Genomic DNA, 16,723 nt, shown 5'->3' with positions numbered 1-16,723 from the left:
CGGGCGGACGCGGCCTCAGGCCGAGGCCACCGCGCACAGCTCCAGCAGCTGCTCGTCGCGGAAGCCCCATTGCGCCGGGTCCTCGAAGCTGACGATGGTGTCCTCGGTGTCGCGCAGGTCCATCTCTTCGGGGCCGATGTGCGCGGCCTCGCTCACCGAGTAGAACAGCTTGACGCGCGGATGCAGCGGGTCGTTGTCGTTCTGCGCGCAGACCACGCCCAGCCGGCCCGAGCGCATGCGCAGCACCGTGCCCAGCGGGTAGATGCCGATCGAGCGCGTGAAGGCCTGGAACACGGTGCGGTCGAACAGGGTGTCCACCCGCACCGCCATGTATTCGAGCGCCCGCGCCGGCGTCCACGCCTGGTGGCCGGGCCGGTTGGAGGTCAGCGCGTCGTAGGTGTCGCATACCCCGGCGATCTTCGCGTGCACGCTGATCTCGCTGGCGCGCAGCCCGAACGGATAACCGCGCCCGTCGATGCGCTCGTGATGGTGGATGCAGACGTCCAGCGGGATGTTGCGGTAGAGCCTGGCCTCGTTGAGGATGCGGTAGCCCATCGAGGGGTGGCGCTGCACGACCTCCATCTCCGCCGTGGTCAGCGGGCCGTCCCGGTGCAGGACGTGGGTGGGAATGGCGACCTTGCCGATGTCGTGCACCAGCCCCGCCAGGCCGAGCTGCTGCACCTCGCCGGCGTCCAGCCCGAGCGTGCGCCCGAGCGCGATCATCAGCGCGCAGACGGCGAACGAATGCAGGTAGGTGTAGTCGTCGCGCACCTTGAGCCGCGCCAGCGCGATCAGCGCCTGCGAATGGCGGGTCAGCGAATTGGAGACCGAGTCCACCAGCAGCAGCGCGCCCTCCACTTCCAGCGCGCGGCCCATGCGCGCGTCGGTAAACATCGAGCCCACCACCGCCTTGCCGTTGCGCATCACGTCGCGCGCCAGCACCAGCTCCACCTCCAGCGGCACGCCCGACTGCGGCACCGCGCCCGGCGGCTCGTCGGCCACCGGGTTGACGGTCAGCGAGCCGGTCGCCGCCGACGGCGGCGGCACGCTCTTGCCCTTGAGCAGGTCGATCCACACTTCCTCGACCTTGGAGGCGATCATCTGGTCGATCTGCTCCTGGCTCGTCACCGGGAAGCGCGAACGCCAGAAAGGATGCTCCAGCCACGGCCCGCCCACCCTGGCGACGAACATGCCGACTTGAAGCTGTTGAGTCTTGATGCGTTTCAGCATGCCGGCTCTCCGGGTGAAGGGTAAATGGGGGCGTGGCCGCTTAACGGCGGCGCGCCGGAAAACTTTAGGAGCGGCAAGACCCAAAGCCGCCCCCTTGTCAACCGCGCACCCCGAATATCCGCCCCTGCGCCTCAGGCATTCGGCCCTGGCGGGGGCCGCAAAGCTACAATACGCGGCCACCTGTTCGCCCGTCACACCATGTCCAGAACGTACACGCTTGTCGGTATCGCGCGCGCCAAGGCCGAGCGCCGCGAGGTCCTCGGCGCCAGGCTCGACGCGCTGCGCACGCGCGGCGCCAAGGAGCCGGGCTGCCTGCGCTACCACGTGGGCGAGGACGCCGAGGATGCCGAGGTGTTCGTGCTCTACATGGAGTGGAATTCCCGCCATGCGCTGGAATCGCACCTGAACAGCGAATACGTGCGCGACTTCCATGCCAGCCGGCAGGATTTCCTCGAGGGCGACCTCCAACTGCGCTGGCTGAACGCGGCCTAGGCGCGCGGCCGGGCGCGGGCCGCGACTGTGTCGGCGGCGATTATGTCGGCCGCGGCTATATCGGCCGCGAGATTGCGCCGGCCTCGGTCATTTCCCGCCTTCCTTCAGGCGCCGCCACAAGGTCGTGGCGCTGATCCCCAGCAGATGGCAGGCTTCGGCGCGGTTGCCGCCGCATTGCGCCAGCACGTGGCGGATATGCCCGGCCTGGCTGGCGCGCGCCACGCCGGCGAGCGACTGGCTGCCCGGCGCCGGCGGCGCCCCATCCGGCGCGGGCGCCTCGGCCACGCCGAACAGCTCCGGCGCGGCCGCCTGCAGCTCTTCCAGCAGGTCGCGCGGCGCCAGCGTGCGGCCCACCACCAGCACCGCGATGCGCTCGGTCACGTTCTCCAGCTCGCGGATATTGCCCGGCCACGCATAACCCGACAGCCGCTCGCGCACCGCCTGCGGCAGCGGCTGCGGCCGGGCCTGGCCCAGGCGCTCCTGGGCGCGCCGGTACAGCAGCTCGGCCAGCTCGGGCAGGTCGCCGGCGCGCTCGCGCAGCGGCGGCATCTCGATGCGCAGGATGTTGAGGCGGTAATACAGGTCCTGGCGGAAGCTGCCCTGCCGCACCAGCTCGCCCAGGTCGCGGTGCGTGGCGGCGATCACGCGCACGTTGACCGGCACCGCGTCGAGCCCGCCGATCGGCAGCACCTGCTTTTCCTGCAGCACGCGCAGCAGGCGGGTCTGCAGCGCCGGCGGCATGTCGCCCACCTCGTCGAGGAACAGCGTGCCGTTGTGGGCCGACTCGAACAGGCCGGCCTTGCCGCCGCGGCGCGCGCCGGTGAAGGCGCCCTCCTCGTAGCCGAACAGCTCGCTTTCCAGCAGGCTTTCCGGGAACGCCGCGCAATTGACGGCAACGAACGGGAACACCCGGCGCGGGCTGGCGTCGTGCATGCCCTGCGCCAGCACTTCCTTGCCGGTGCCGCTCTCGCCGCCCACCAGCACGGTGGAATCCACCGCGGCATAGCGCCGCGCCAGCTCGCGCAGGTTGTGCATGACGGGCGAGGCGCCGGCGAGGTCGTCCAGGCTGTAGCGCACCCCGGCCGGCCGCGCGCGGCTGCGCGAGCGCAGGTTGCGGTCCACGCGGTGGATGGCGTTGGCGTCCTGCAGCGTCAGCACCGCGCCGGTGGTGCCGGCGTCGGTGACGATGGGGATGCGGTTGACCACCACCATCTTGTCGCCGAGCTTGTGGATGGCCTCGAGCTCCTTGCTGCCGCTCTGCATCACGTGGTCCAGCGCCAGCGCGGGCGCCAGCGCCTGCAGCTTGCGCCCCAGCGCGGCCGGCGGCGCGATGCCGAGAAAGCGCTCCATCGCCGGGTTGTAGGTCTGGATGCGCCCTTCCGCGTCCACCGCCGCCACGCCCTCGTTGAGATGCGCGAGGATGGTGTTGACGTAGTCGCGCCGGCCGGACTCGATGCGCCGCAGCCGGGCCGCCTCGATCACGTCCTCCAGCGCGCCGCGCACCGACACGCCCGAGTACAGGAACACGCCGATCAGGCCGATGCGGTCGGCCAGGTCCGTCACCAGCCCCGGCCCCACCACCACCTGCACGCCCTCCTGCTTGAGCGCCTTCACGCGCGCCGCGGCGTCGTCCTCGGTCAGGTAGGTGTAGGCCGGGATCGACAGCGAGAAGGTGCGCACGAACTCGTCCACCTCGGGATAGGTCGCGGCGTGCGTGACCAGCGCCACGCGCGGCGAGATGCGGCGCGCGGTCGACAGCGCGCTCATCACGTCGAAGCCCGTCACCTTGACCAGCACCACCGGCACGTCCACGTGCTGGCGCAGGTAGGCGCCGTTGGAGCCGCCCGCCACCACGGCGTCGAGCCGGCCCTCGCGCGCCTCGCGCGCGATCGCGCTGGCGGCCGCGGCGAAACCCTTGCCGACGATGCGGAAGTCCGCCTGCGCGGCGTAGCCGGGAATCAGGTCGGCGAACGCGCGCGACAGGCGGCTGATGCCGACCGCCCAGATGCGCGGGCGCGCGGTGCCGGCGGCGGGCGGGTTGACGGGCGCGGCGAGGACGGTACTCATGGACGGCGGAAATCCGGCGGAAACACTGGTGAAGGAAAACGGCGCGGGAAAGCAGCAAGAACGCCGCGGGCGGACTAATCTTGGGATTGTGCGCGCGGCCGGCGTGCATTTCAATATTGAAATGCAACAATTTCACTATTGAAATGCAACGGAGATAGCGCCCGCATCACAATCGCCGCGCAGGATGCCCGCCATGCGCCGCCAGGTCAGGCGGATCAAGGGCTGGCCGCCGCGCGCCGGAGCCGGGGCCGGCGCGGCGCGCGGCGGCGATCCGCCTGGCACACCCCTTGCGCTGGGTATCCGTCCACTTCACAAGCGAAGATCATGACCTTTTCGACTTCCGACCTCGCCCGCTCCGCCGGCGCCCGCTTCCGCCAGGCCCTGGCCGACGAACACCCGCTGCAGGTGGTCGGCACCATCAACGCCAACCACGCCCTGCTGGCCAAGCGCGCCGGCTACCGCGCGATCTACCTGTCGGGCGGCGGCGTGGCCGCCGGCTCGCTGGGCCTGCCCGACCTGGGCATCTCCAACCTCGACGACGTCCTGACCGACATCCGCCGCATCACCGACGTGTGCGACGTGCCGCTGCTGGTCGACGTCGACACCGGCTTCGGCGCCTCGGCCTTCAACGTGGCGCGCACCACCCGCTCGCTGATCAAGTTCGGCGCCGGCGCCATGCACATCGAGGACCAGGTCGGCGCCAAGCGCTGCGGCCACCGCCCGGGCAAGGAAATCGTCTCGCAGGGCGAGATGGTCGACCGCATCAAGGCCGCCGTGGACGCGCGCACCGACGAGCACTTCGTCATCATGGCGCGCACCGACGCCCTCGCCGTGGAAGGCCTGGACAAGGCCATCGAACGCGCCGTGGCCTGCGTGGAAGCCGGCGCCGACGCGATCTTCCCGGAAGCCATGACCGACCTCGGCATGTACCGCAAGTTCGTCGACGCGGTGAAGGTGCCGGTGCTGGCCAACATCACCGAATTCGGCGCCACCCCGCTGTTCACCACCGAAGAACTCGGCGGCACCGGCGTGGCGATGGTGCTGTACCCGCTGTCGGCCTTCCGCGCCATGAACAAGGCCGCCGAGAACGTCTACGCGGCGATCCGCCGCGACGGCACGCAGAAGAACGTGGTCGACACCATGCAGACGCGCGCCGAACTCTATGAGAGCATCGGCTACCACGCCTTCGAGCAGAAGCTCGACGCGCTGTTCGCGCAAGGCAAGTCCAAGTAAGCCGCGCGGGCCGCCCCCGCGGCGCGCGCACCGCGTGCGCGCCGCCACGGCCAGCGCCGGCAACGTCAGCAACGTCAATACGCAGTCAGTCAGCACACGGCATTCCCCAAGGAGACCTCCAACATGTCCGAAGCGCAACCGCTCGCCACCCCGAAACCGAAGAAATCCGTCGCCCTGTCGGGCGTGGCCGCCGGCAACACCGCGCTGTGCACGGTCGGCCGCACCGGCAACGACCTGCATTACCGCGGCTACGACATCCTCGACATCGCCGAGACCTGCGAATTCGAGGAAATCGCCCACCTGCTGGTGCACGGCAAGCTGCCCACCCGCGCCGAACTGGCCGCCTACAAGGCCAAGCTCAAGGCCTTGCGCGGCCTGCCCGCCAACGTCAAGGCCGCCCTCGAATGGGTGCCCGCCAGCGCCCACCCGATGGACGTGATGCGCACCGGCGTGTCCGTGCTCGGCACCGTGCTGCCCGAGAAGGACGACCACAACACCCCGGGCGCGCGCGACATCGCCGACCGCCTCATGGCCAGCCTCGGCTCCATGCTGCTGTACTGGTACCACTACAGCCAGAACGGCCGCCGCATCGAGGTCGAGACCGACGACGACTCCATCGGCGCCCACTTCCTGCACCTGCTGCACGGCCAGAAGCCCTCGGCGCTGTGGGAGCGCGCCATGCAGACCTCGCTCAACCTGTACGCCGAGCACGAGTTCAACGCCTCGACCTTCACCGCGCGCGTGATCGCCGGCACCGGCTCGGACATGTACTCGTCGATCGCCGGCGCCATCGGCGCGCTGCGCGGCCCCAAGCACGGCGGCGCCAACGAGGTGGCCTTCGAGATCCAGAAGCGCTACGACAACCCGGCCGAGGCCGAGGCCGACATCAAGCGCCGCGTGGAGAACAAGGAAGTGGTGATCGGCTTCGGCCACCCGGTGTACACCACGGGCGACCCGCGCAACCAGGTCATCAAGGACGTGGCCAAGCGCCTGTCGAAGGACGCCGGCTCGCTGAAGATGTTCGACATCGCCGAGCGGCTGGAGACGGTCATGTGGGACGCCAAGAAGATGTTCCCGAACCTGGACTGGTTCAGCGCGGTGAGCTACCACATGATGGGCGTGCCCACGGCCATGTTCACGCCGCTGTTCGTGATCGCGCGTACCTCCGGCTGGGCCGCGCACATCATCGAGCAGCGCATCGACAACAAGATCATCCGCCCCAGCGCCAACTACACCGGGCCGGAGAACCTGAAGTTCGTGCCGATCAAGGACCGCAAGTAATACCGGCCCGCCGGCCTGCTCCCGGGACCGCGCGCAGCGCGGCCCGCGGGAGCGGGGGCCGGCGGCCGCAAAGCACGGCCGCCGCCCCCGGATCATGACTTTCTCTATTCCCTACGAAATGAACACTGCAAACCGCAAGCCGCTGCCGGGCACCAAGCTGGATTTCTTCGACGCGCGCGCCGCCGTCGAGGCGATCCAGCCGGGCGCCTATGACAAATTGCCGTACACGTCGCGCGTGCTGGCCGAGAACCTGGTGCGCCGCTGCGACCCGGCCACGCTGGACGCCTCGCTGGCGCAGCTCATCGAGCGCCGGCGCGACCTCGATTTCCCGTGGTTCCCGGCGCGCGTGGTTTGCCATGACATCCTCGGCCAGACCGCGCTGGTGGACCTGGCCGGCCTGCGCGACGCGATCACCGCCCAGGGCGGCGACCCGGCCAAGGTCAACCCGGTGGTGCCGGTGCAGCTGATCGTGGACCACTCGCTGGCCGTGGAATGCGGCGGCTTCGACCCCGATGCGTTCGCCAAGAACCGCGCCATCGAGGACCGCCGCAACGAAGACCGCTTCGACTTCATCAACTGGACCAAGAAGGCGTTCAAGAACGTCGAGGTGATCCCGCCGGGCAACGGCATCATGCACCAGATCAACCTGGAGCGGATGTCGCCGGTGATCCACGCCGTGGACGGCGTGGCCTACCCCGACACGCTGGTCGGCACCGACAGCCACACGCCGCACGTCGACGCGCTCGGCGTGATCGCCGTCGGCGTGGGCGGGCTGGAAGCCGAGAACGTGATGCTGGGGCGCGCCTCGTGGATGCGCCTGCCCGACATCGTCGGCGTGGAGCTTTCCGGCAAGCGCCAGCCCGGCATCACCGCCACCGACATCGTGCTGGCGCTGACCGAGTTCCTGCGCAAGGAAAAGGTGGTCGGCGCCTACCTGGAGTTCCGCGGCGAAGGCGCCGCGAGCCTGACGCTCGGCGACCGCGCCACCATCTCCAACATGGCGCCCGAATACGGCGCCACCGCGGCGATGTTCTTCATCGACGGACAGACCATCGACTACCTGAAGCTGACCGGCCGCGACGACGCGCAGGTCAGGCTGGTGGAAACCTACGCCAAGGCCGCGGGCCTGTGGGCCGACACGCTGCAGCACGCCGAATACGAGCGCGTGCTGCGCTTCGACCTGTCCACCGTGGTGCGCAACATGGCCGGCCCGTCCAACCCGCACAAGCGGCTGCCGACCTCCGACCTGGCCGCGCGCGGCATCGCCGGCAAGTGGGAAGACACGCCGGGCCAGATGCCCGACGGCGCCGTCATCATCGCCGCCATCACCAGTTGCACCAACACCAGCAACCCGCGCAACGTGATCGCCGCGGCGCTGCTGGCGCGCAACGCCAACGCGCGCGGGCTGACCCGCAAGCCGTGGGTGAAGAGCTCGCTCGCGCCCGGCTCCAAGGCCGTGCAGCTGTACCTGGAAGAAGCCGGCCTGCTGCCGGACCTGGAGCGGCTCGGCTTCGGCATCGTGGCGTTCGCCTGCACCACCTGCAACGGCATGTCCGGCGCGCTCGACCCGGTGATCCAGAAGGAGATCATCGAGCGCGACCTGTACGCCACCGCCGTGCTCTCGGGCAACCGCAACTTCGACGGCCGCATCCACCCGTACGCCAAGCAGGCCTTCCTGGCCTCGCCGCCGCTGGTGGTGGCCTACGCCATCGCCGGCACCATCCGCTTCGACATCGAACAGGACGTGCTGGGCACCGACGCCGACGGCAAGCCGGTGCGGCTCAAGGACATCTGGCCGAGCGACGAGGAAATCGACGCCATCGTGGCCAGGAGCGTCAAGCCCGAGCAGTTCCGCAAGGTCTACGAGCCGATGTTCAACTTCGCCGTGGACAGCGGCGAGCAGATCAGCCCGCTGTACGACTGGCGCCCGCAGAGCACCTACATCCGCCGCCCGCCGTACTGGGAAGGCGCGCTGGCCGGCGAGCGCACGCTCCAGGGCCTGCGTCCGCTGGCGGTGCTCGGCGACAACATCACCACCGACCACCTGTCGCCGTCGAACGCCATCATGCTCGACAGCGCGGCCGGCGAATACCTGGCCAGGATGGGCCTGCCCGAGGAAGACTTCAACTCCTACGCCACGCACCGCGGCGACCACCTCACCGCGCAGCGCGCCACCTTCGCCAACCCCACGCTGGTCAACGAGATGGCCGTGGTGGACGGCAAGGTCAAGAAGGGTTCGCTGGCGCGCATCGAGCCCGAGGGCAAGGTGGTGCGCATGTGGGAAGCGATCGAGACCTACATGGACCGCAAGCAGCCGCTGATCATCGTGGCCGGCGCGGACTACGGCCAGGGCTCCTCGCGCGACTGGGCGGCCAAGGGCGTGCGGCTGGCGGGCGTGGAAGTCATCGTGGCCGAAGGCTTCGAGCGCATCCACCGCACCAACCTGATCGGCATGGGCGTGCTGCCGCTGGAGTTCAAGCCCGGCACCAACCGCCTGACGCTCGGCATCGACGGCACCGAGACCTTCGACGTGATCGGCGCGCGCAAGCCGCGCGCGGAGCTTACGCTGGTCATCCGCCGCAAGAGCGGCGAGCGCGTGGAAGTGCCCGTGACCTGCCGCCTCGACACCGCGGAAGAAGTCTCCATCTACGACGCCGGCGGCGTGCTGCAGCGCTTCGCGCAGGACTTCCTCGAATCGTCTAAGGCCGCGGCCTGAGGCAATAAGCGCGCGCCGGGCGGCATGCCGCCCGGCCTCACCAGGACGAAATCTCATGGCCCACGTACCCCAGATCAAGATTCCCGCCACCTACCTGCGTGGCGGCACCAGCAAAGGCGTGTTCTTCCGCCTGCAGGACCTGCCCGCGGCCGCGCAGGTCCCCGGCGCGGCGCGCGACAAGCTGCTGATGCGCGTGATCGGCAGCCCCGACCCCTACGGCAAGCAGATCGACGGCATGGGCGCGGCAACGTCCAGCACCAGCAAGACCGTCATCATCTCGAAAAGCAGCCGGCCCGGCCACGACGTCGACTACCTGTTCGGCCAGGTCTCCATCGACCAGCCGTTCATCGACTGGAGCGGCAACTGCGGCAACCTGTCCGCCGCCGTCGGCCCGTTCGCCATCGGCGCCGGGCTGGTCGACCCGAGCCGCATCCCGCAAAACGGCGTGGCCACCGTGCGCATCTGGCAGGCCAACATCGGCAAGACCATCATCGGCCACGTGCCCATCACCGATGGCGCCGTGCAGGAAACCGGCGACTTCGAGCTCGACGGCGTGACCTTCCCCGCCGCCGAAGTCCAGCTCGAGTTCATGGACCCGGCCGCCGAGGAAGAAGGCGCCGGCGGCGCCATGTTCCCGACCGGCCACCTCGTCGACGACCTCGAGGTGCCGGGCGTGGGCACCTTCAAGGCCACCATGATCAACGCCGGCATCCCGACCATCTTCCTCAACGCGGAAGAGATCGGCTACACCGGCACCGAGCTGCAGGACGACATCAACGGCGACCCCGCCGCGCTGGCCAGGTTCGAGACCATCCGCGCCTACGGCGCGCTGCGCATGGGCCTGATCAAGAACGTCGACGAAGCGGCCAAGCGCCAGCACACGCCGAAGGTGGCCTTCGTGGCGAAGCCGGCCGGCTACGTTGCCTCCAGCGGCAAGCCGGTCGGCGCCGGCGACGTCGACCTGCTGGTGCGCGCGCTGTCGATGGGCAAGCTGCACCACGCCATGATGGGCACCGCCGCCGTGGCCATCGGCACCGCCGCGGCGATCCCCGGCACGCTGGTCAACCTCGCCGCCGGCGGCGGCGAACGCAACGCGGTGCGCTTCGGCCACCCCTCGGGCACGCTGCGCGTGGGCGCCGAAGCCAACCTCGTCGACGGCGAATGGGCCGTGACCAAGGCCATCATGAGCCGCAGCGCGCGCGTGCTGATGGAAGGCTGGGTGCGCGTGCCGGGCGACACGTTCTGAGGAACCGGCGGCACGGCGCAGCGGGACTCGGTTCCGGTTGCGGCGGCATGGAGGTCCTGCCTGCCGCCGGTGGGCTCGATGAGGGGACGGCTTTCGCCATTTGCTGGCGCTTGCCCTCTCCCCCGGCCCCTCTCCCACTTCGCGGGAGAGGGGAGCAAACCATCAATGACAAAAGGCTGCCGGCAACGAGTCAACTTGCCGATTGTGGTCTCCCCTCTCCCGCTTGCGGGAGAAGGCAGGATTCGCCACGAAGCGAGAGCCTTTGCCATTCGCTGGCGCCGGCCTTCTTCCCCGGCGCACGGCCCCTCGAAGGCCGCTGCCGCAGCAAGGCGTCGAGGTCATCGATGCGCGCGCGGCCAAGGCGGGTAGCCGTCATGGCAGGAACGAGGCGATGACTCAATGCCGTCTGGCCGGCCCTCCCCGCCAGACACCCCCCGGGAAAACCCCAAAGCGGTAAATGTCGACACATTCAGGACCCCTCTCGTATAGTTCTCGTCCGCCGCGGCCCCGCCTGTAAGACAGGCGCCGCCGCGCGGATTGCGTAGACCGATAGACGACGCAGCCACCCAAAAGGGGCTGCCCAGTCGTGCCTATATGAGGAACATCATGAAGCGTTTCGCCCGTCTCACCACGCTCAGCACCCTGCTGCTCGCCGCCAGCCTGACCACTGGCGCCGCCCACGCCCAGCTCGCCCCGTCCGCCGCCACGCCGGCCCAGGCCAGCGCGCCGGCCGAGGCCCGCAAGGCCAACATCGTCATCATCGGCACCGGCGGCACCATTGCCGGCGCCGGCGCGGCGGCCACCAACACCGCGGCTTACCAGTCGGCCGTGGTGCCGGTGGACAAGATCATCGCCTCGGTGCCGGAGATCTCGAAGATCGCCAACGTCAAGGGCGAGCAGGTGTTCCAGATCGGCTCCGAGAGCTTCAACAACGAGCGCCTGCTCAAGCTCGGCAAGCGGGTCTCCGAACTGCTCAAGCAGCCGGACGTGGACGGCATCGTGATCACGCACGGCACCGACACCATCGAGGAAACCAGCTATTTCCTCAACCTCACGCTCAAGAGCGACAAGCCCGTGGTGGTGGTCGGCTCGATGCGCCCGGGCACCGCGCTCGGCGCCGACGGCGCGCTCAACCTGTACGACGCGGTGCTGGTGGCGTCCAGCCCCGAATCGCGCGGCAAGGGCACGCTGGCCGTGCTCAACGACGAGATCCACACCGGCCGCGACGTCACCAAGACCAACACCTTCAAGACCGAAACCTTCCGCTCGCCGTTCGGCCCGCTGGGCTACGTGGTGGAAGGCCGCACGCTGTACTTCCGCCTGCCGGCGCGCCCGCATACCACGCAGACCGAGTGGGACATCGACAAGCTCGACAAGCTGCCCGAAGTGGCGGTGGTCTACGCCTACGGCAACGTGAACCCGGGCGCGGTCGACGCCGCCGTGAAGAACGGCGCCAAGGCCATCGTGTACGCCGCCACCGGCAACGGCAGCGTGGGCGACTACATGGTCGAGCCGCTCAAGGCCGCGCGCGCCAAGGGCGTGCAGATCGTGCGCGCGTCGCGCACCGGCAGCGGCGTGGTGATCCGCAACGCCGAGCAGCCCGACGACAAGTACGACTGGCTGGTGACGGACGACCAGCTGCCGCAGAAGGCCCGCATCCTGATGGCGCTGGCGCTGACCAAGACCAGCGACAGCAAGGAACTGCAGAAGATCCTGTGGAAATATTGACGGCCGCGGCGTAGCCGCGGGCATTCCGGGCGGCGGCGGAGCACGCCCCGCCCTCGCGGCTGGCTGGCCGCACGCGACCTCGCCAGCCGTTTTTTCACTTCATGCCAGCCCTCCCCTTGCAAGCCAGGTAGTCCTCGAAGCCGATGCGGCCGCCATGCCGCCAGGCCTCGGCGGAACATGGATTGGTGGCGGCAAAGATCGGCCGTTAATTGCGTTACAAGGCATTCCCGCTCATGCGGCCGGATTGAAGGCGGCGCGGCCGGCCGGCGCGCCGTGCTAGAACAGCACGCTGCTCATCAGCGCCCTGGCCACGAGCTCGGCCTCGTCGGCGCTTTCCGCGTAGACCGACACCTCGCTCACCACCTGCCGGCGCCCGCGCCGGAGCACGCTGGCCACCGCGCGCAGGCTGGCCGCCCTGGCCGCTTCGAGATACTGGATGTTGAGCGAACCGGTGGCGCCGCCGCGCATGCTGCCGGCCTCGCAGCCCGAGGCCGCCGCGGCCGCGCCGGCCACGTCGATCAGCGTGGCGATCACGCCGCCGTGGACGATCTCGCCGACCGTGACGTTGGCGGGGCTGAACGGCAGCAGCAGCTCGACGTGGTCCACCGCCAGCACGTCCAGCGCGATGCCCAGCGCGCGGGCCACGGGCGAGCCCATCAGGACCTGCTCGACGGTCTGGCGGATACGCGGGTCGACGGGTGCGGCGGCATGGGAGCCGGCAGCGGCAGCGGCGCCCGCGCCGGACAAGGCGGCAACGAGAATCGGCATCGTGTTCTCCTGGATCGGGATCGTGGCAACAGGAGCAGCGTAGACCCGCGCGCCGCCGGCGCTCAATTACCTGACGGGTAATCGGCGGACTTCCGCGCGGCAAACTTCCGCGCGGCGATGTTGCGCCGCAGGCACCGGGCGGGCCGGGGCCGGGCCGGTCGCCGTTTATAATGTGCGCCCGTCCGCCCCGCCTCGCCGCCGCATGCCGTCAGACCTGTCAGACCCGCCAGACACCAACCCGCTTTCCGCGCGCTCCCCCGCCGCCACGCCGCAGCGCGACGAGGGCCAGCGCGACGAAGGCCTGTTCGACCGGCCCGACAGCCCCTGCATCGGCATCTGCTCGACCTTGTTCGACGAAATCTGCCAGGGCTGCGGCCGCACCGCGATGGAGGTCAGCAACTGGGTCTTCATGGACGACGCGGAAAAGCAGGCGGTGTGGGAGCGCATCACGCGCGAGGGCACGGCGCGGCGCTTCCGCCCGGAGTAGCCCCGGAGCCGGCCGCACCGACCACACTGGCCATACAGGCCGCGCCGCTCAGCCGCCGGCCAGCCGGCGCTCCATGTCCTCCACCTCGCGGCGCGCCGGCTGCTTGTCGATGCCGCTGGGCACGGCCCCGGGCCCGAACGGGCGCACGGCGCCGAGCAGCACGCTGTCGATGGCCGTGGCAAACCCGCTGCTCACAGCCCGGCCGCCTCCAGCCAGCGCGCGAACATGCGGCGGCCGGCCGCGGCCACCGCCGTGCCGATCTGCGCCGTGCGCGCGCGGATCTCGCGCGGGTCGATGCCGGCCTTGCCAAGCTCGACCGTATGCCCGACCAGCCAGCCTTCCAGCTCGGCCGGACGCACCTCGGGATGGAACTGCAGCGCCAGCACGTGGCGGTCGATGGCGTAGGCCTGGTGCGGCACGGCCGCCGTGGAAGCCAGCAGTTGCGCGCCGGCGGGCAGGTCGAAGGTGTCGCCGTGCCAGTGCAGCACGTTCCAGTCGGCGCTCTCCAGCTCGGCCAGCGCGGAGGCGCGGCCTGCCTCGGTGGGCCGGATCGGCGCCCAGCCGATCTCGCGCGTGCCGGGATAGACGCGCGCGCCGCTGGCGCGGGCGATCAGCTGCGCGCCCAGGCAGACGCCGATCACCGGCCGGCGCGCCGCGAGCCGCGCGCGGATGACGTCGATCTCGGCGTCGAGCCACGGATAGGTCTCGTTCTCGTACACGCCGATCGGGCCGCCGAGCACGACCAGCAGGTCGGCGGGATGCGCGCCGACCACGCTCAGGTCGTCGATGCCGGCGCGCAGCACGTACAGCGCGTGGCCGCGCTCGCGCAGGACGTCGCCCAGCACGCCAGCGTCCTCGAACGCAACGTGCTGGATCACATGGGTGGTGAACCTGGCTTGGGTCATGGCGTGCCTGTCCGGTCGATGCAAAGCTTCGATCTTACTGGCATCCGGGCATGCCGGGCAAACGGTCACGCCATGACATATTCCGCGCGCCGCACCGCACCGTCAGCGCGCGCCGGCGGGCTTGAGCACCAGCGTGTCGAATGCCTCGTTGCCCTGCCGGCGCGTCGGCGCCAGGGTGATGTACTGCACCGCGACCCATTTGTCGGTCCAGTCGCGGTAGTGCGTGGACATCACGTTGCCCGACTGCCCGGTCGAATCCATGAAACGCGAGCCGGCCAGGTCGGAGAGGTCGTAGATGGCGCGCAGGCTGGCCGCGTGCACGCTTTCGAACGGTGCCGCCTCGTCGCGCAGGTTGTGGCGCCCCGCGTTGACGGTGTAGGTGTCGCCGCCGCTGGGCACCTTGACGTTGAACAGGCTGGCCAGGTAGGGCTGCCTGCCGAACGGCTTGTGCTCCATGCGCGCGGCATGGGCGCTGCCCCAGCGCCAGCGCTCCGGCTTGTCGCCGTAGCGCTGGCCGAGGTCGGCAATGGCGCGGCGCCAGGCCGTGGCGATGGCGTCGTCGCAGTCTTCCCGCGCCGGCGTGGTGCTGTCGTCGCACCAGAACGCGCCGAGGCCGCGCGGATTGCGCAGCACGTTGAGCATGGGCTGCTGCACGTTGCGCTGCTCCCACATGCGGCCAAACAGCGGCTCGCCCACCTTGTCCTCGAACAGCACGCGCGACAGTTCGCGCAGCCACGCCGTCGCCACCAGCGGCTCGGCCAGCCGGGGCTGCATGTCGCCATCCCACTTGCGCAGCGCGGCGATCAGCGCGCGCTCGCGCTCGGGCAGCGCCGGATCGCTGGCGACCGGGGCCGCCAGCAGCAGCGGCAGCGCGTCGCGCACGGCCAGCGAGAGCGTGTCCTTCTGGATCGCGCCGAAGCTGTCCGGGGTGTGCCGCGCGGTGGCGTCCAGCATGGTGCGGATGCGCTGGTAGCGGTACGGCACGGTCCATTCGCTGGTCAGGAAATACGGGTAGTCGTCGCCGACGATCTTCTGGTTGGCGGTGGCGATGACGCCCTCCGGCGGGTTGAAGCTGCGCGGCAACTGCTCGAACGGGATGAAGCCGTTCCAGTCGTAGCGCGCATCCCAGCCCGGCGCCGGCGCCAGCCCCTTGAGGTCGTTGTCGGCGCGCCGCAGCGGCACGCGGCCGGGGGCGATGAAGCCGATGTTGCCGTCCACGTCCGCATAGACGATGCTCTGCTGGGGCGAGTGGAAATCGCGCATGGCCGCCAGGAACGTGGCCCAGTCGGTGGCGCGGTTGAGCAAGAGCCCGGCCTGGAAGGTGCGGTCGTCGGCGCGCAGCGCGGTCCACTGGAAGGCCACCACGTACCGCGCGCCGAGCGGCGCGGCGGCCGTGGCGACGGGCTCGGCGGCGTCGGAGATCACCGGGCCGTGGCGGGTCTCGCGCACGGTCAGGGTCACGTCGGGCGCGCCCTTCACGTGGATGGTCTCGCTGCGGGTCCTGAACTCGGCCCAGCCGTCCGGGGTCTGGTAGCGCTGCGCGCTGCCCGGCTGCAGGCGCTCGATGTACAGGTCCTGCACGTCGGGCGCGGTATTGGTGAAACCCCACGCGATGCGCTGGTTGTGCCCCAGCACCACCAGCGGCATGCCCGGCAGCGAGGCGCCGGCCACGTCCAGCCCGGGCGCCTGCATGTGGACGAAGTACCAGAGCGCCGGCGCCTGCAGGCCCAGGTGCGGATCGTTGGCCAGCAGCGGCTTGCCCGAGCGCGTGCGGGCGCCGGACACCACCCAGTTGTTCGATCCCATGCCCTCCACGTAGCCGGGCGGCGCCTGCCGCTCGACGCGCGCCATCGCCGTGGCCAGCGGGGCGAGATGCCGGTAGAGGCTGCCGTAGTCCATCGTGCGCGGCGAGCGCTCGCCCGGATACGGCGCCAGCAGCTCGTTGATGCGCGCCACCGGCAGCACCTGCGCCAGCCGCATGCGCAGCGTCTCCTGCGTCCAGTTGGCGCTCAGGTCCCAGGCCATCATGGTCTGCCAGGCCAGCGTATCGGCCGGCTCCCAGTGCTCCGGCCTGGTGCGCAGGAGCAGGAACTCGGGCGGCAGCGGGCCCTTGCGCGTGTCGATGTAGGCGTTGACGCCGTCCGCGTAGGCCTGCAGCGCGGCGCGCGTCTCGGGCGTGGCCTGCGCCAGGATCGCCTCGGCGTTGCGCCGCACGCCGAGCGTGCGCAGGAAGCGGTCGGTATCGAGCGCCGGCGGCCCGAGGATCTCGGCCAGCCGGCCCGAGGCGATGCGTTTGTTCATCTGCAACTGCCACAGGCGGTCCTGCCCGTGCACGAAGCCAAGCGCGAAATAGGCGTCGAGCGGATTGGCCGCCTTGATGTGCGGCACGTCGTGGCGATCGCGGACGATGGAGACGCGCTCGCGCAGCCCCGGCAGGCTCAGCGTGCCCGCCGTCTGCGGCTGCGACGCCTGCCGGTACCACGCATACCCGCCCAGCGCGCCCGCCAGCAGCAGCGCCACCAGCGTCAGTACCAGCCAGGCCAGCCGTTTGAACCAGCGCATCGATCGCT

At 70.2% G+C, this 16,723-nt stretch carries 14 protein-coding genes; 8 read left to right on the top strand and 6 right to left on the bottom strand.

Annotation, left to right across the window (positions count from 1 at the left end; genetic code table 11):
- Nucleotides 1-15 precede the first annotated feature (15 nt).
- Nucleotides 16-1,230, bottom strand: coding sequence for a cyclic di-GMP phosphodiesterase (locus AC3WXD_RS18645; RefSeq protein WP_020201623.1), 1,215 nt, complete (start codon nt 1,228-1,230; stop codon nt 16-18).
- 198 nt (nt 1,231-1,428) lie between these two features.
- On the opposite strand from AC3WXD_RS18645, the gene AC3WXD_RS18640 reads away from it, so the two are divergent.
- Entirely contained in the window at nt 1,429-1,722 is a 294-nt protein-coding gene (locus AC3WXD_RS18640) for a putative quinol monooxygenase (protein WP_020201624.1), read from the top strand.
- Between the two features lie 87 nt (nt 1,723-1,809).
- On the opposite strand, the gene prpR is transcribed toward AC3WXD_RS18640, so the two are convergent.
- Complete coding sequence (gene prpR / locus AC3WXD_RS18635) at nt 1,810-3,789, bottom strand: propionate catabolism operon regulatory protein PrpR (protein ID WP_492324395.1); 1,980 nt, start codon at nt 3,787-3,789, stop codon at nt 1,810-1,812.
- On the opposite strand from prpR, the gene AC3WXD_RS18630 reads away from it, so the two are divergent.
- The 6 genes from AC3WXD_RS18630 to AC3WXD_RS18605 all read left to right on the top strand — a co-directional run bounded on the left by AC3WXD_RS18630 (nt 3,788) and on the right by AC3WXD_RS18605 (nt 11,993).
- A complete protein-coding gene (locus AC3WXD_RS18630) occupies nt 3,788-3,931 on the top strand; it encodes a hypothetical protein (protein WP_492324394.1) in 144 nt (47 codons plus the stop codon). The two genes, prpR and AC3WXD_RS18630, sit on opposite strands and share 2 nt — an antisense overlap.
- Before the next feature lie 182 nt (nt 3,932-4,113).
- Nucleotides 4,114-5,022, top strand: a complete 909-nt coding sequence (gene prpB / locus AC3WXD_RS18625; protein WP_020201626.1) for a methylisocitrate lyase — start codon at nt 4,114-4,116, stop codon at nt 5,020-5,022.
- A gap of 123 nt (nt 5,023-5,145) precedes the next feature.
- Nucleotides 5,146-6,303 carry a bifunctional 2-methylcitrate synthase/citrate synthase gene (gene prpC / locus AC3WXD_RS18620; RefSeq protein WP_020201627.1) on the top strand — a complete coding sequence of 386 codons (1,158 nt, stop codon included), beginning with the start codon at nt 5,146-5,148 and terminating at the stop codon, nt 6,301-6,303.
- A 118-nt stretch (nt 6,304-6,421) separates the two neighbouring features.
- The gene (gene acnD / locus AC3WXD_RS18615; RefSeq protein WP_492324468.1) at nt 6,422-9,019 is read left to right on the top strand and encodes a Fe/S-dependent 2-methylisocitrate dehydratase AcnD; all 2,598 of its coding nucleotides are present in this window, start codon (nt 6,422-6,424) and stop codon (nt 9,017-9,019) included.
- A gap of 55 nt (nt 9,020-9,074) precedes the next feature.
- Nucleotides 9,075-10,265 (top strand): 2-methylaconitate cis-trans isomerase PrpF, encoded by a 1,191-nt coding sequence (gene prpF, locus AC3WXD_RS18610; protein WP_020201629.1) that lies wholly within the window; start codon nt 9,075-9,077, stop codon nt 10,263-10,265.
- A 606-nt stretch (nt 10,266-10,871) separates the two neighbouring features.
- Nucleotides 10,872-11,993: an asparaginase gene (locus AC3WXD_RS18605; protein WP_020201630.1), complete on the top strand. Its 1,122-nt coding sequence runs from the start codon at nt 10,872-10,874 to the stop codon at nt 11,991-11,993.
- A 276-nt stretch (nt 11,994-12,269) separates the two neighbouring features.
- On the opposite strand, the gene AC3WXD_RS18600 is transcribed toward AC3WXD_RS18605, so the two are convergent.
- Complete coding sequence (locus AC3WXD_RS18600) at nt 12,270-12,761, bottom strand: PaaI family thioesterase (RefSeq protein ID WP_020201631.1); 492 nt, start codon at nt 12,759-12,761, stop codon at nt 12,270-12,272.
- A gap of 202 nt (nt 12,762-12,963) precedes the next feature.
- Between AC3WXD_RS18600 and AC3WXD_RS18595 the strand changes: the two genes are divergently transcribed.
- Nucleotides 12,964-13,248 (top strand): DUF1289 domain-containing protein, encoded by a 285-nt coding sequence (locus tag AC3WXD_RS18595; RefSeq protein WP_020201632.1) that lies wholly within the window; start codon nt 12,964-12,966, stop codon nt 13,246-13,248.
- 48 nt (nt 13,249-13,296) lie between these two features.
- On the opposite strand, the gene AC3WXD_RS18590 is transcribed toward AC3WXD_RS18595, so the two are convergent.
- From AC3WXD_RS18590 to AC3WXD_RS18580, 3 genes are all read right to left on the bottom strand, one after another.
- Nucleotides 13,297-13,443, bottom strand: a complete 147-nt coding sequence (locus AC3WXD_RS18590) for a hypothetical protein (RefSeq protein ID WP_020201633.1) — start codon at nt 13,441-13,443, stop codon at nt 13,297-13,299.
- Nucleotides 13,440-14,153 (bottom strand): glutamine amidotransferase, encoded by a 714-nt coding sequence (locus AC3WXD_RS18585; RefSeq protein ID WP_020201634.1) that lies wholly within the window; start codon nt 14,151-14,153, stop codon nt 13,440-13,442. The genes AC3WXD_RS18590 and AC3WXD_RS18585 overlap by 4 nt, the downstream gene beginning before the upstream one ends.
- A 102-nt stretch (nt 14,154-14,255) precedes the next feature.
- Nucleotides 14,256-16,715, bottom strand: a complete 2,460-nt coding sequence (locus AC3WXD_RS18580) for a penicillin acylase family protein (protein WP_020201635.1) — start codon at nt 16,713-16,715, stop codon at nt 14,256-14,258.
- Between the last annotated feature and the right edge of the window lie 8 nt (nt 16,716-16,723).

It is taken from the genome of Cupriavidus sp. FW216-B1 (genome assembly GCF_058789195.1).
Note: the sequence above shows the minus strand (reverse complement) of the source record. Positions and strands in the feature narration are given on the sequence as shown.